Raw genomic sequence first — 13,520 nt, forward strand, 5'->3', positions numbered from 1 at the left:
AGCGAATTATTCGCCGATGAAGTTGGGGGCGCGCTTGGCGACGAACGCCTCCATGCCCTCTTTGCGGTCGGCGGTGCCAAAGAGCTCGCCGAAGGCCTTGACCTCCAAAGCGTTGCCCTCCTCGAGGGTCGTCTCGGCGCCAAGGCGCATGACCTGGCGCGCGCTGCGCACGGCGAGCGCGCCGTTGGCGGCGATTTTGGCGACCCGCTCAAAGACTTTTTCCATGAACTCGTCGGCCTCGAAGACGTCGGCGGCCAGACCGATTTTGAGCGCCTCGTCGGCCTTGATGACCCGGCCGGTGAAGAGCAATTCGCGCGCGGTATTAAAGCCCACGATCCGCCCCAGGCGCTGGGTGCCGCCGAACCCCGGGATCACGCCCAGAGTGACCTCGGGCAGGCCCAGCCGGGCTTTGCTCGACGCGTAGATGAAGTCACACGCCATCGCTAATTCCAGCCCGCCGCCCAGCGCGAAGCCGTTGACCGCGGCGATCACCGGGAAGGGGAGGGTGGCCAGCGCGCCCATGGCGTCGTGGCCCTTCTGGGAGAACGCGGTGGCGACCTCGACGCCGAACTCGGTCATCTCTTTGATGTCGGCGCCGGCGACAAACGCGCGGCCCGCGCCGGTGAGCACGAGCGCGCGGATATCGTCGCGGTCTTTGAGCTTGTCGACCACCTCGCTCAGGTCGTCGATGACCTGGCGGTTGATGGCGTTGAGCTGGTCGGGGCGGTTCACCGTGAGCACGGCGATCTGGTCTGTGCGCTCTTCGAGCAGCATCGATTTGAAGGTCATCATCTTGGCTGTATCGTTCGAATCGGACTGGGGTTTCTCAGACATAATCGCTCCTCAAAGCGTGAAAGAAGTTGAGTGCTCGCGGGCCCCGGCAGGGGAGCCCGCGGTGGGCTGACGCGCACAGGCGCGGGATCAATATTGGTAGAATCCGCGCCCGGTTTTGCGGCCCAGCCATCCGGCGTCGACGTACTTAACCAGCAGCGGGCAGGGGCGGTATTTGGAGTCGCCCAGGCCCTCGTGCAAGACGTTCATGATGGCCAGGCAGGTGTCCAGGCCGATGAAGTCGGCCAGGGTCAGCGGACCCATGGGCTGGTTGGTGCCAAGCTTCATCGTGGTGTCGATATCCTCGACGCTGCCCACGCCTTCCATCAGCACGTAGACCGCCTCGTTGATCATCGGCATCAGGATGCGGTTGGCGATAAAGCCGGGGTAATCCTGGGCTTCGACGGTGGTCTTGCCCATCTTCTCGGCGGCCTGGACGACGGCGTTATAAGAGGCGTCGTCGGTGGCCAGGCCGCGGATGACCTCGACCAATTTCATGATCGGCACCGGGTTCATAAAGTGCATGCCGATGACCTTCTCGGGGCGCTCGGTCTGCGCGGCGATGCGCGTGATCGAGATGCTCGAGGTGTTGGTCGCAAGGATCGCGTGGGCCGGGGCGTGGGCGTCGATGTCGCGGAAGATCTTGAATTTAAGTTCTTCGTTCTCGGTGGCGGCTTCGATGATCAGGTCGGACTGGGCGGCCTCTTTGAGGCTGGTGGTGGTGCGGATGCGGGCCAGGGCGGCGTCGCGGTCCTCGGGGGTCATGCGCTCTTTTTTGACGAATTTCCCCAGGCTCTTCTCGATGCCGGCGACGCCTTTTTTCAGCGCCTCCTCGGAGATATCCGACAGGATCACGTCGTACCCGCTCACCGCGGCGACCTGGGCGATGCCGTGGCCCATCTGGCCGGCGCCGATGATGCCAATCTTTTTGATCTCGGTGTGTTTGATATCAGCGTTATTGTCGGACATGGCGTTGCTCCTAAATGAAATGAATGGTTCGGTAATCTATCGATTCGGGCGCAAATTCCAGGGTTGCGCCTCAGTCTCTGGGTCAAGCCGATCTTTGCAAGCGAGAGCACTAGCACGCGATTTTTGAGACCGTCAATCCGGGGCTTGCTTTCGGGGGCGCCGCAGAAAGCCCCAATGCCCGAAGGGCTTGCGTCCGCCGGGCTGTCGGGCTATTGCTGGGGCATAATTATCCCCATCATTGGGAAGGGGCGACCCGCGTCGGGTGCCAACAACCGCCGGGCCCGGGTCTCTGATGTCTACCTGTTGTTGTATTAGAGGGTATTATGTTGCCCAGAACACTCGGAAAACGCGGCACGAAAGCGTTGCTGCTGGCGTGCGCGGCCAGTTTTCTTTTGCTCGGTTGCGTCACCCCGCAGCCCGGGCCGCGCTATGTTGAGCAGATCACCTCGTCGAAAGACACGGTCAAATTGCTCTATAGCCAGCCCATCGGCGAGCAAACCCGCCGCGGCCTGATTGAATGCGACCGCGCGGCGGACGGCGCGCTTCAGAACTGCCAGAACGTCAATATTCACTTCAATGACGAAGAATGAGGAGTCATCCCATGAAGAATACGCGCATGATTCTATCGGCACTTCTATTGGTGTGTTTGATGGCGTTGTCGGCCGCATGCTCCACGAGCTACCGCGTCCTGCATATCGAAGACCATCCGGCCGGCCAGTCGACGCTGATGCAAACCCATACCACCAAGCATATGTTGGGCGGGCTGTATAATGAGTCCCGGCATAATTATTGGGAGTGCCAGCGAACCCAGGCGGGCTTGGACTGCCACAAGACCTGCTATAATCCGGACACCTTCGGCAATTTCCCCGAGACCTTGGCCGATGAGGACCTCGCCTGTTTTGGGTACGGAACGGTAGCCCAATAACGATCGATGTCTTCCAATACGTTTAGGAGCTTGAGATGAAAGTTATATTGAAATCGCTGGCATCGATGCTGGCGCTTGGCGTGCTGGCGTCGGTCGCCACCGGCTGTGTGCCGACGCGCAAGGTGATGTTCAAGCAAGAATTTGTGCAGGGGCGCAGCGTGCGCCATATCCGCAACCCGGTGACCGAGGAGTATTCGCTCCAGGTCTGCGATTACGGCGAAGACGGACGGGTCACGACCTGTAAAGAGAGCACGATTCTGGTCGAGAGAGAGACGGAGAATTTGCTATGAAAACTCAGACAAAGACAACGCGAAACCCTGGTGTGTCGACCTGCGCGCGGACCTTGGCCGGGGCCGCGCTGGTAGTGCTGATGGCCTCGATGTTGGTCGGTTGTTCGGTGACCAACACGCGCGTCATCACCGCGACCCATTGGGGCGCGCAGCAGACGGGCGCCTCGGGCGCTCAGCGCGCACAACAGTCCGCGCCTCAGCCCGAGGCCGCGCCGGTTGACGACGCGGAGGGCCAGGGCGGTGAGCAACCGGTCGCCGCGCAGCCGGTCGCAATCGCCGCGGCCCCTGCTGGAGCCAACGGCTATACCGATATGACGCTCTATATCGGCTATACCCAGACGACCACCTCGGAGATGATGACAATAAGCGACGACAACGCGCCGCTGGCCGTCGAGTCCCGAATGCGGTTCTGCAACCTCAAGGAGGACGCCTCGCTGGTCTGCACCGAGAGCCCGGACCTTAACCGTATGCTTAACCCGCATATCTATGAGGCCAGAAGATAAGCTCGCGGCCTGAATCGCGACCCATTATCTCGCAACCGTCAGCCCCCTCGGCGCTCGCCGAGGGGGCTTTTCTGTGTTTTTTGTTGTTAATACCAGGCGAAATCCACTAGGGTATTAATGTAATTCTTTAGTGGTTTTTCGGTTGAATGAATTCAGCCCCGACTCCAATCCCGAAGTCTATCATGAATATATCGGTTCGTTTTCTGGCACGTTTTAGAGCGCCGCTCCGTGTCGTTTTATTGCTGGTGCTCGCGATGAGCGTCGTCAATTGCGGCAGCTGTGACGACGCGGGCAGCGGCGGTGATATCAATAATGGCGGTCCCAGGGATGTCATTGGGGACGACGTGTTGACCTCCGACACGAACGACCTGGATGCGACGGGCTCGGACACCACGCAGGCCGACGGCGCGGGCGTGGACGGAGCGGGCGATGATGCCACGACCTGCGGCGGGTTGGTCTGCGGCGATGAGTGCTGCGCGGCGGGTGATGAGTGCGTTCTGGACCAGTGTATGGCGCCGTGTGCGGGCACGCGATGCGGCGACTCGTTGGGGCTGTGCTGCGAGGGCGGGGATGTCTGCCTGGGCGGCGCGTGCGTGATGCCCGGCGAGGCGTGTGAGCTCACCGAGGAGTGTAACCTCGACGAAATCTGCGAGCCGACCCTGGGGCAATGCGTGCCGCGTAGCTCGGTGAACGTCTGCGAGTTTATCCCGCCGGTGGGCGAATTCAGCCCCGAAATTGCCTGCAGTTGGCCCTCCGGGACGCTGACCGTGAACCCGGGGCGCGACCGCGTGGTCATGGCGCCGGTGGTGGCCAACCTGACCGACGACAATGGCGACGGGCTCACCAATACCGACGACACGCCGGACCTGGTGTTTTTGTCCAACGACGGCGGCTGCTGCAATAAGCCCGGTACCCTGCGCATCGTCAGCGGCCAGTGCAACCCCGACGGCTCGATGCAAGAGATCGCCTCGATCAACCACGTCCAGATGATCCACGACGGCTCGTTGGCCATCGGCGACCTCGACGGCGACGGCGTCCCCGAGATCGTCGCGATCGGATATAACGGCGCGCTGGGCAATAATAACGTGCAGAATCCCCAAGGCGTCGTGGCGCTCAAGCGGGTGACCGACGACGGCTCCGATTGGGAGGTGATGTGGCGAAATACAGAATATCCGACCTGGAATGTGCACTCGCGCGGCGGGGCGATCATCAGCCTGGCGGACCTGGACGGGGACGGAAACCCGGAGGTCGTGGTCGGCAACGTGGCGATCAACGGGCAGACCGGTGACCTTCTGTGGGATGGCAACGTGACCCCGGCGGCCGAGGGCGTCGATGACTCGATTCGTCGCGGCATCGGCAATAACGCCTTTTTGGGGCCGTCCTCGGCCGTGGGGGATGTGAACCTCGACGGCAAGCAGGAGGTCATCGCCGGCAACACGCTGTATGCCCACGACGGCACGGTGCTGTGGACCTTCGAGTACACGAGCTCGGGGTCGGGCTGCCAGGGCCCGCTGCCCTGCGACGGGTTCTCGGCCATCGCGAATTTCGACGACGACCCCGAGGGCGAGATCGTCATCATTCGCCAGGGCGAGGTCTTCATCCTTGAGCACACCGGCGAGCTGCTGTGGAAGGCGAAGGTGCCCCAGGGAAGTTGCGCCCGAAACGAGTCGGGACCGCCCACCATCGCGGATTTTGACGGCGACGGGCGCCCCGAGATCGGCACGGCCGGCGCGGATTATTACGCGGTCATGGATATGGACTGCGACCCGGCGCTCAACCCCAACGGGGTCGCCGACAATTGCGACCCGAACTTCCCGAGCGTGCTGTGGGCGAAGGCCAATAAGGATTGCTCGAGCCGCGCGACCGCGTCGAGCCTGTTTGACTTCGAGGGCGACGGCAAGGCCGAGATGGTCTACGCCGACGAGACGACCTTCCGCATCCGCGCGGGCGCCGACGGCGCGCTTCTCTTTGAGGACGCCACGCACCGCAGCAACACGCGTATCGAGATGCCGATCATCGCCGATATCGACAACGACGGAAACTCAGAGATCGTCGTGCCCTCCAACAGCATCCCGTCGATCAAGGTGTGGGCCGACGTCGACGACAACTGGGTGCGCACCCGGCGCATCTGGAATCAGCACGGTTATTCGGTCACCAACGTCACCGAAGACGGCCAGATTCCGGCGCAGCCCGAGCCCAATTGGAGCAACGACCGGCTGAATAATTATCGCCAGCAGGTTCAACCCGGCGGTCTCTTTGACGCGCCGGACCTGACGGTCGAGGAGATCGCGCTCGGCCAGGCCTGCGTCGGGGCGAGCGAGCTCGACCTGCAGATTAAGGTCGCCAATCAAGGCGCCCTGGGGCAGTCCCCGGGCGTGCCGGTGCGCGTGGCGGTGGAGCATGAGGGCAACGTGGTCGAGATCCGAACGCTTTGGACCACCCAGCGCCTCTTGCCGGGGCAATTCGAGGTCTTGACGGTCTCCTGGAGCGTCCCCGAGGGATGGTGGGAGGACGGGTTTAACCTGCTGGCCATTATCGACCCGGATGAGCAGACCAATGAGTGCAACGAGGACAATAACGCGTTGAGCGTCGATGCCTCGACCCTGGCGACCACCCAGCCCGGGTTGGTGGTCTCCGAGGTCGATGTCGATGATTCGGCCTGCGGCCTGACGTTCGGGCTGAGCGTGAGCGTGACGCTCACCAATAACGTTGAAGATACGATTGCGGCGAATGTGCCGGTTGGGTTGGTCGCGGTGTCGGCCGACGGCAGCGTGGATTTGGGCGAGGTGCGCACCACCCAGCCGCTCGCCCCTGAGGCCAGCGAGACCCTGACGTTTGAGTGGCGCGTGCCGCCGAGTTTCACCGAGATCGATTTCGACATCGTCGCCACGGTCGACCCCGACAGTGAGGTGATTGAGTGCTCGCTCAAAGACAGCGCCAGCGGATCGGGCTTCTGCGCGCCTCAGGGCTAGTTTGGGGGTTGCAATATCGCCCATTAAGGGCGACAAGACGGCCCGCTCGGATGATTTCTTACAAAAATCCGAGCGGGAATTGTCAATTCGCTTTTTAGCGGCTATTTTAGTGTACACCAAAATCCGGGAGCAATCGTAGAAGCCCGGTTGAACTCGTCTGCGCTCGGCGTTAACTAATTGGCAGTGTCGCCCGCTTCAGCTCAGACCCAAGCAAAAGGTGAAGGACCATCGTAAGGAGAAATAGCAGAAGTTCTAAGGGTGGCGGCAGTGATTCGTTTCGAGTCAATAACTCGATCCGTGCCAGAGAAGTCCGCCTCATCGATCCGGATGGCGAGCAATTGGGCATTTTGAGCGTCGAGGATGCGCGCGAGAAAGCCGAAGCGCTGGACCTGGACCTCGTGGAAGTGGCCCCCAAGGCGCAGCCGCCCGTGTGCAAAATCATGGACTACGGTAAATTCAAATACCAATTGTCCAAAAAACAGAAAAAGGCGACCGATAACGTCTCCTTGAAGACCCTGCGGATGCGGCCCAAGACCGACACCCACGACCTCGAAACCAAGCTCAATCGCGCGGCGAAATTTCTGCAGAAAGGAAATCAAGTCAAATTCGTGATGCAGATGCGTGGTCGCGAGCGTCAGTTCAGCAACCATTGGGTGGAGCATCTTGAGGAGATCATCGAGCAATTGCGCGAGCAGATTGACCGCGACATCAAGGTCGTGAGCGCGCCGGAGAGTCAGGGCTGGCAGATCACGGCTGTGATCGAGCCCGCCTGACCCGTCGAGCGCCGGCCTGTTTTGTCGCGCCGAGTTTGCCCGCAGTCGACACGAAGCCGCGAAGTGATGCCGAATATGATTCGGCGCGCTTTGCGGCTTTTTGTGTCTTTGGGCGGCATGTATCGGGGCGGGCCGCGCTTATGTTGACCTTGCAAATTACCGCGCCGATAACTTAGGACAGGACAGCCCCGCGCCGATTGCTTTATACTGGCCGCAGCGGGCTTTGCGTTGCCCGGCACGATTTCTCCCCAGTTGCATTACCGATGATAGGGTTTGCTTGTGACCACATGGCGTTCCAGAGCGAAGGTTACTGCTGGGCGCCTCTGGCGTTTTATTTGGCGCGTGGTCGCCGCATTTATGGACAACCAGGGCGTCCTGCTCGCCGGAAGTCTCGCCTATAATAGCCTCCTGTCGGTCATCCCCCTCATCTCGGTCCTGGTGATGGCCCTGTCGTATTTCGTCGAGCAAGACCTCTTGCTCGCCACGATTTCGGCGGAGCTCTTCCTGATCATGCCAAGTCAGGCCGACCAGATAACCGCCGCGATTGCCACGCTGCTGGCCAACCGTTCGGTCATCGGCGGCGTGGGCATTTTGGTGCTGCTCTTCTTTAGCTCGATTGCGTTTCGCATGTTGGAAGTCGCGATCGCTAATATCTTCCATGTGCCCGACCACGTGGAGTCGCGCAGCTTTTGGATGTCGGCGCTTATCCCCTATGTCTATATGGTGGTGATTGGGCTGGGCATCGTGGTGCTGACCACGTTGACCGCGATTCTGGAGTCGGTCAGCAGCACCCGCTATATCTTTTTGGGCTATGACTTCTCGCTGGAGAGCCTCCCCGGCATCCTCTTATATGTCTCGGGTTTTGTGGGGATGGCCGCGCTGTTTACCTCGATCTACAAGGTCCTGCCGGTCATCAATACCAACGTGAAGCGGGCGGTGATTGGCGGGGTGTGCGCGGCGATTTTGTGGGAGATTGTCCGGCGGATACTCTTCTGGTATTTCGCGTCCATCTCGCTGGTGAACGTGATCTACGGGTCGCTGGCGACCGTGATCGTGGTGCTATTAAGTTTGGAGATTGGAGCGGTGATTTTGCTGCTCGGCGCGCAGCTTATTGCTGAATTGGAGCATAGCGCGGAGCATGGGTATCCCTGGTATATCGACCCGGAGAACCCGCATCCCGAGTATCAGGAACCCGAGCAACTCTCCCTGCCGACCGGCGGCGAGGCGGAGTGACTCAGGGGGCGCTGTCCGGCGAGGACGCGTCTTCGGCTGAGTCCCCAGCCGGCAGCAACTCCGCCGGCGGCAACGTCATGATGGCCTTCTCCAGGTCCGCTCGTATGCAGCCGTAGCAATCGTCGCGCTTAAACGTCCCGCAACCCCTGCGGGGCCGGTCGTCGTAATAATAGATAATTTCAAGGCCGCGGGGGTCATTGGCTGCCACGATTTTCTCGATGGCGTCGCGGTGCTCGGTGCACCCGTTGGCGAAGCGAAGCTCGATGGAGGCGCGGTTCCACGGCTCCAGCTCCGCCAGGCGCCCGTTCTGCTCGAGCGCGCTCTTGGCGCGCCGGCGCAGCGACGCCCCCTTGCCCATGCGCGCCATCTCGCTGAGCGCCGCGTTGGTTTCGGCGCGCGGCAGCGCGTTGATGAGGATGTCTGCGGCGAGCTCCTGCAGGGCGTCGTCGCCGCCGCGGAATTGGTCGAGGATGTCGTCGCGCACGCGCTTGACGCTGCCGTAGCGCGGCTCGGCGGCGATGGCCTTCTGGTACGCGGCGAGGGCCTCCTGCGGGGTCTCGTCCATGATATGCGCGCGGGCGCTCAAGAAGTGCAGGTGCGGATTGTCGCCGTGCTCGCTTATCAGCGCGTTGATCTTCTGCAGCGCGCCCTGGGCGTCGCCCATCGCCAGGGCGTTGATGAGCGCGGATGCCTCGATTTGCTCGATATATTCGCGGCGCTCGCTGGCCAGGGCGTTCTCTTGCTCCTCCATGGATTGCGCCGAGGCATTGTCGGCGGCGCTATCGGAGAAGATGAAGACCGCGCCTAGCGGGACGCAAATAATTAGGACGAGCAGGGCGCCGAGGATGGCCTTTTTCGCCTGAGGGTTTTCTTTGACCCAGGCGCGCGCGCGGCGAAGGTGCGGTTTGAGGGGACGCGCCGCGCGGCGAAGCGCGACGCTGCTGTCGGCGACCGCGTCGCGGGTGACGCTGACCCACGTTTGGGTGTTGCCGCCCTGCTTGATGCGCGCCAACTCCGCGCGAACCTCGGCCGCCGTGGCGGGGCGGTCGTCGGGGTCTTTGGCCATCAATTGGAGCACCAGCCGGTCGAGGCTCTTAGGCAGTCGGGCCTCGGGGGCGCGTTTTCTGAGCGACGGCGCGGGCTCCGTGAGGTGCATGGCCATCAGCTTGACCGAGCTCTTGTCGATAAAGGGCAGGGTGCCGGTGAGCATCTCAAAGAGCATGACCCCGACGGTATAGAGGTCGGAGCGCGACTCAATGCCGGTCTCGCCAGAGGCTTGCTCGGGCGACATATACATCGGGGTGCCGTAGACCCGCCCAACCCTGGTCAGGCGGGCGTCATCTTGCTCTTCGGCCATCGGAACGCGGGCGATGCCGAAGTCCATGATTTTGACAAAATCGGGGTCGCCATCGCGCTCGACCAGCATGATGTTTTCGGGCTTGAGGTCGCGGTGGACCACGCCGAATTGATGGGCTTGCTCCAGGGCGGAGAGGATCTGGTCGATGATGTGGATGGCACGGTCTGGCGGCAGGCGGTCGACGGTGGCCAGCGTTTCGTCGAGGGTTTGGCCCTCCAGGTATTCCATGACCAGGAAGAAGCCGCGCTGCTCCATCTCGCCAAAGTCGGTCGCCACGCACACATTCGGGTGGTCGATATGCGCGGCGGCCTGGGCCTCGCGCCGAAAGCGCTCGACGGCCTCGCCGCGCCCGACGATGTCGTGGTGGAGCACCTTGATGGCGACCGTCTTTTTCATCAGGGTGTGCTCTGCGCGCCAGACCGTACCCATGCCGCCCACGCCCAGGCATTTGCCCACCCGATAGCGCTCCGAGAGCACGACGCCTTCGAGGTTCGCGCTGCCGCTGGCCAACGCCGTGGCAACGGCCGCCTGGGAGGCCCCGGCGATCTGGGCGCCGTCGATATCATTGGGCAGCGGCAGCGTGTCGCCGGAGGTGTGCTCCGGGTCGGCCAAGTCGATAGACTCGCTGGCCTGCGCCGCGTCGCGGGTCGCCTCTACCTCGTCGGGCGCCTGGGCGTCGACGCTCCCTCCCCGTGCATTTTCGATGCTAGATTCTTCGTTTGACATGTACAGCTTCTCAGTCGCATCTGGGAGCGAACGCTACGAATTTGGTGCAGGCCCGATGACCCGCGCGGACGCTCGGAGATCGTGCCTGTGAGGTCGGCGCAAACAGAGCAGTACCGGGCGCCAACTTTGCCCCGAAGTGCTATCAGAAGCAGCGCGATTATTCCACTGACGCGGCGTTCACATCCTGCGTGATGCGCGGCGCTAAACGGGGTAGCGGCGCTCAATCAGGTCGGTGAAATATTGCACGGTCACGTCGTGGTCGTAGGCGATCTCGCGGGCGCAGTCGCCGATGGAGATGATGCCGCTGAGTTCCCCGTCCTCGAGCACCGGCAGGTAATGGACGCGGTGCTCGGTCATTAAATAGAGGCAGCGCGGGATGCTGAAGCGCTCGTTGATGAACACCAGATCCGGGTTCATGATCTCGATGACGAAGCTGGTGCGCGAGGAGCGCCCCTGGAGCGCGACTTTTTTGAGGTAATCAGTCGAGGTGATGATGCCGGCGAGGGCTTGCGTGTTGTCGACCACCAGCAGCGACCCGATGGACAGGTCGACCATCTTTGAGATCGCGTCGAATACCGTCGCGCCGGGGTCGATGCTGTGGACGAAGCGCCCCTTACGATTGAGTAAATCTCCCACCATGCTATTCATGTTTTTGCCGTCCGTACGTTGAAGGCCTATGCGCTTGATTAGACGTCGGGCGCGGCCTCGCCGCGCATAATCTGAAGCCTAAATCTAAACCTAGTCACCTTGGCTCGCTCGGACATCGTTTCAGGCGTTAATCCTGAGGGTTTGTCGCCGCCGAGGTCGCCACGGGCGTGGCCGGGGGGTGCATCAGCTCCGGCGCAAGCGGCTCGCCGGTGAGGGATTTGAGGAACGCCACGACATCGTCTTCTTCGGCGTCGGTGAGCCCCAGCGGAATCAGCATATCTTCGCGATGCCCGATCTGAACCTGCTCGTTGAGCAGCGAGTAAAAATGCACGACCTCCTTGAGCGTCTCAAAATGGCCGCCGTGCATATAGGGCGGGGTGAGCGCGATATTGCGAAGCGTCGGGGTTTTAAATTGCCCGTGGTCCTCGGAGGTCTGGTGCAAATAATAGAGCCATTTGGACTTCTTTCCGTCGCGCGAATCGCTATAGACCCCGGCGGAGTTGAAGATATTTTGCTTGATCTGCTGCACCCCCTTATAGCGCCCCGGATTGGCCGGCTCGAGCCAGTCGCGCGGGCCTAGTCCCAGGTTGTGGAAGCTATCATCGCTAAAATTTGGGCCCACATGGCAGCGGATGCAGCCGGCCTTGCCGACAAAGAGCTTCAGCCCGCGTTGGGCCTCGGGGCTCAGGATTTCTTCGTCTGTGGTGGACTCGCCCTGCGCGTTGAGCTGGGCGACGAAGCGGTCAAAGGGCGCGTCCCCCTGGACCAGGCGCGTGACATAGGCCGCGATGGCCTTGGTGGTGTTGCTCGCGATGCGATTGACGGTGTCCTGGTCCTCGGGCTGCATCTTCTGCCAGGCGATATGGGCCGGGGCGTCCGGGGTCTCCGGGGTGGGGTGGGCGACGTCGGGGAATCGCGCGGAGTCAGACAGGTCGGGCATCGCGCCGAAGAGTGCCTCATAGGCCTGTCGAAGCTCCGCGTCCTCGGCCATCAGATGCGCCAGTTGCGTGCGCGAAAACCCCATCTCGACCGGGCTCTCCAGTGGGCCAAACGCCTGCGCCCAGATGCTGTCGACCCGCCCGTCCCAGTCAAACCAGGGGTGATACGCGGTGTTCAGGAGACTGGGCGTGTGCCGCGGCGTCTTGCCCAGCCCGTCGCCTAGGCGCGTCGGCGCGCTGAACCCGTGGGAGGGTTGATGACACGTGGCGCAGCTGACCTCCTGATTGGCCGACAGGCGGGTGTCGAAGAAGAGAAATTGCCCCAGTTGGGCCGCGCGCGGGTCGTCGACGTAGGCGTTTGTCTCGTCGCCAGGCGGCGGCCCCAGCGGCGTCAGGCCGGCGATAAGTTGCATTTCACGCGCGCTAAATTGCGTCGACACCGACGCCGACGCGGCGTCGGTCGGCGCCTCGGCGCGTGATTTGCACCCCGATAAGAGGGCGATGCTGAGCAGCAATAGCCCGCTTATCAGGATTCTCTGAGGTGCATAGAACGGCATTTTATCGGCCTGCGCCCAACTGGGTTCGGGGCGGCTGGGTTAGGGACGACAGCACTGAAGGTCGAAGGGGATGACCTCGAGTTGGCCCGCGTCGCGCAGCAAGAAGTCGATGGTCCAGGCGCCGTCATCGCCGTCGCCCTGCATGTGAAATTGCATGCCATGCACGCGGAAGACGCCGTCTTCGATCTTCTCGATCTCGGGCTTGGTCTTCATGCCGTGGCCGTGGGCCGGCATCATCGGGCGGACCTGGTCGAGCTTGACGCCCTCGGCCAATTTGGTGTGCTCGGCGTCTTCATAGACGCGCACCTCGAATTCGACCAACTCCTGGAAGGGAATCGGGTTCGGGCTCGGGGTGGCGACCAGGAAGAGGTTGCCGCTGGGGCCTGCGCCCGACAGCGTCTGGTCCTCGGGGATATCGGTCATGGTCGCCGTGTTGGGGACCGCGATCAGCGAGCCGGTCGATTTCTCGGCGGCCTCTTCTTCCTTCGGCTCCTCCTTCGATTTGCAGGCGACTAGCGTGCTCATCACGAGGAATACGGCCAATACCTTCGCGAGGGTCGCGACAATTTGCGTTCGGTTCTTCTGTGTCTTTTGTTCCATCTTCCTGAATCCTTCGATGAGTTTATACGGGAGGGGGACTCGGAAACTTCCAATTTCGTTATATAGGGCGTTTCGCGCAGGCAATTCAAGGGATTTCGCCGGGCATAGTCCTTGCGTCCTTTCCGGTACGTGACCTATCATTGTGCGAGCAAGTAGGCCACCCGACCAAGATAACCATGACGAACCTTTAAGCACGCC

At 62.0% G+C, this 13,520-nt stretch carries 13 protein-coding genes; 7 read left to right on the forward strand and 6 right to left on the reverse strand.

Annotation, left to right across the window (positions count from 1 at the left end; translation table 11 throughout):
* Positions 1-6 precede the first annotated feature (6 nt).
* Together DN745_RS03755 and DN745_RS03760 are read right to left on the reverse strand one after the other, a co-directional pair.
* Positions 7-834, reverse strand: a complete 828-nt coding sequence (locus DN745_RS03755) for an enoyl-CoA hydratase/isomerase family protein (protein ID WP_239497565.1) — start codon at positions 832-834, stop codon at positions 7-9.
* A gap of 87 nt (positions 835-921) precedes the next feature.
* Positions 922-1,800 carry a 3-hydroxybutyryl-CoA dehydrogenase gene (locus tag DN745_RS03760; protein WP_162687433.1) on the reverse strand — a complete coding sequence of 293 codons (879 nt, stop codon included), beginning with the start codon at positions 1,798-1,800 and terminating at the stop codon, positions 922-924.
* A gap of 323 nt (positions 1,801-2,123) precedes the next feature.
* On the opposite strand from DN745_RS03760, the gene DN745_RS03765 reads away from it, so the two are divergent.
* The 7 genes from DN745_RS03765 to DN745_RS03795 all read left to right on the forward strand — a co-directional run bounded on the left by DN745_RS03765 (position 2,124) and on the right by DN745_RS03795 (position 8,496).
* Positions 2,124-2,390 carry a hypothetical protein gene (locus DN745_RS03765; RefSeq protein WP_133621741.1) on the forward strand — a complete coding sequence of 89 codons (267 nt, stop codon included), beginning with the start codon at positions 2,124-2,126 and terminating at the stop codon, positions 2,388-2,390.
* An 11-nt stretch (positions 2,391-2,401) separates the two neighbouring features.
* Positions 2,402-2,725 (forward strand): hypothetical protein, encoded by a 324-nt coding sequence (locus DN745_RS03770; protein ID WP_111332322.1) that lies wholly within the window; start codon positions 2,402-2,404, stop codon positions 2,723-2,725.
* A gap of 35 nt (positions 2,726-2,760) precedes the next feature.
* On the forward strand, positions 2,761-3,015 hold the full coding sequence (locus DN745_RS03775; protein ID WP_111332324.1) for a hypothetical protein: 255 nt from the start codon (positions 2,761-2,763) through the stop codon (positions 3,013-3,015).
* On the forward strand, positions 3,012-3,518 hold the full coding sequence (locus DN745_RS03780) for a hypothetical protein (RefSeq protein ID WP_133621742.1): 507 nt from the start codon (positions 3,012-3,014) through the stop codon (positions 3,516-3,518). Before DN745_RS03775 ends, DN745_RS03780 begins: the two co-directional genes overlap by 4 nt.
* A gap of 254 nt (positions 3,519-3,772) precedes the next feature.
* A complete protein-coding gene (locus tag DN745_RS03785) occupies positions 3,773-6,490 on the forward strand; it encodes a CARDB domain-containing protein (protein WP_133621743.1) in 2,718 nt (905 codons plus the stop codon).
* 227 nt (positions 6,491-6,717) lie between these two features.
* Positions 6,718-7,263, forward strand: a complete 546-nt coding sequence (gene infC / locus DN745_RS03790) for a translation initiation factor IF-3 (protein ID WP_111332330.1) — start codon at positions 6,718-6,720, stop codon at positions 7,261-7,263.
* A 279-nt stretch (positions 7,264-7,542) separates the two neighbouring features.
* On the forward strand, positions 7,543-8,496 hold the full coding sequence (locus tag DN745_RS03795; RefSeq protein ID WP_420836580.1) for a YihY/virulence factor BrkB family protein: 954 nt from the start codon (positions 7,543-7,545) through the stop codon (positions 8,494-8,496).
* 1 nt (position 8,497) lies between these two features.
* Here the strand turns inward: DN745_RS03795 and DN745_RS03800 are convergent, their stop codons facing one another.
* The 4 genes from DN745_RS03800 to DN745_RS03815 form a co-directional block, all read right to left on the reverse strand.
* Entirely contained in the window at positions 8,498-10,579 is a 2,082-nt protein-coding gene (locus DN745_RS03800) for a serine/threonine-protein kinase (RefSeq protein WP_111332332.1), read from the reverse strand.
* Between the two features lie 201 nt (positions 10,580-10,780).
* Entirely contained in the window at positions 10,781-11,227 is a 447-nt protein-coding gene (locus tag DN745_RS03805) for a CBS domain-containing protein (RefSeq protein ID WP_111332334.1), read from the reverse strand.
* A 127-nt stretch (positions 11,228-11,354) separates the two neighbouring features.
* A complete protein-coding gene (locus DN745_RS03810) occupies positions 11,355-12,722 on the reverse strand; it encodes a cytochrome-c peroxidase (RefSeq protein ID WP_111332336.1) in 1,368 nt (455 codons plus the stop codon).
* Between the two features lie 39 nt (positions 12,723-12,761).
* Positions 12,762-13,322, reverse strand: coding sequence for a hypothetical protein (locus DN745_RS03815; RefSeq protein WP_111332338.1), 561 nt, complete (start codon positions 13,320-13,322; stop codon positions 12,762-12,764).
* Positions 13,323-13,520 lie beyond the last annotated feature (198 nt).

Source organism: Bradymonas sediminis (assembly GCF_003258315.1).
Lineage (GTDB): Bacteria > Myxococcota_A > Bradymonadia > Bradymonadales > Bradymonadaceae > Bradymonas > Bradymonas sediminis.

Excerpts from the sequence above, each read along its gene's own strand:
- DN745_RS03755 (WP_239497565.1), bottom strand. The coding sequence starts at position 834 with ATGTCTGAGAAACCCCAGTCCGATTCGAACGATACAGCCAAGATGATG.
- DN745_RS03760 (WP_162687433.1), bottom strand. The coding sequence starts at position 1,800 with ATGTCCGACAATAACGCTGATATCAAACACACCGAGATCAAAAAGATT.
- DN745_RS03765 (WP_133621741.1), top strand. The coding sequence starts at position 2,124 with ATGTTGCCCAGAACACTCGGAAAACGCGGCACGAAAGCGTTGCTGCTG.
- DN745_RS03770 (WP_111332322.1), top strand. The coding sequence starts at position 2,402 with ATGAAGAATACGCGCATGATTCTATCGGCACTTCTATTGGTGTGTTTG.
- DN745_RS03775 (WP_111332324.1), top strand. The coding sequence starts at position 2,761 with ATGAAAGTTATATTGAAATCGCTGGCATCGATGCTGGCGCTTGGCGTG.
- DN745_RS03780 (WP_133621742.1), top strand. The coding sequence starts at position 3,012 with ATGAAAACTCAGACAAAGACAACGCGAAACCCTGGTGTGTCGACCTGC.
- DN745_RS03785 (WP_133621743.1), top strand. The coding sequence starts at position 3,773 with ATGAGCGTCGTCAATTGCGGCAGCTGTGACGACGCGGGCAGCGGCGGT.
- DN745_RS03800 (WP_111332332.1), bottom strand. The coding sequence starts at position 10,579 with ATGTCAAACGAAGAATCTAGCATCGAAAATGCACGGGGAGGGAGCGTC.
- DN745_RS03805 (WP_111332334.1), bottom strand. The coding sequence starts at position 11,227 with ATGAATAGCATGGTGGGAGATTTACTCAATCGTAAGGGGCGCTTCGTC.
- DN745_RS03810 (WP_111332336.1), bottom strand. The coding sequence starts at position 12,722 with ATGCCGTTCTATGCACCTCAGAGAATCCTGATAAGCGGGCTATTGCTG.
- DN745_RS03815 (WP_111332338.1), bottom strand. The coding sequence starts at position 13,322 with ATGGAACAAAAGACACAGAAGAACCGAACGCAAATTGTCGCGACCCTC.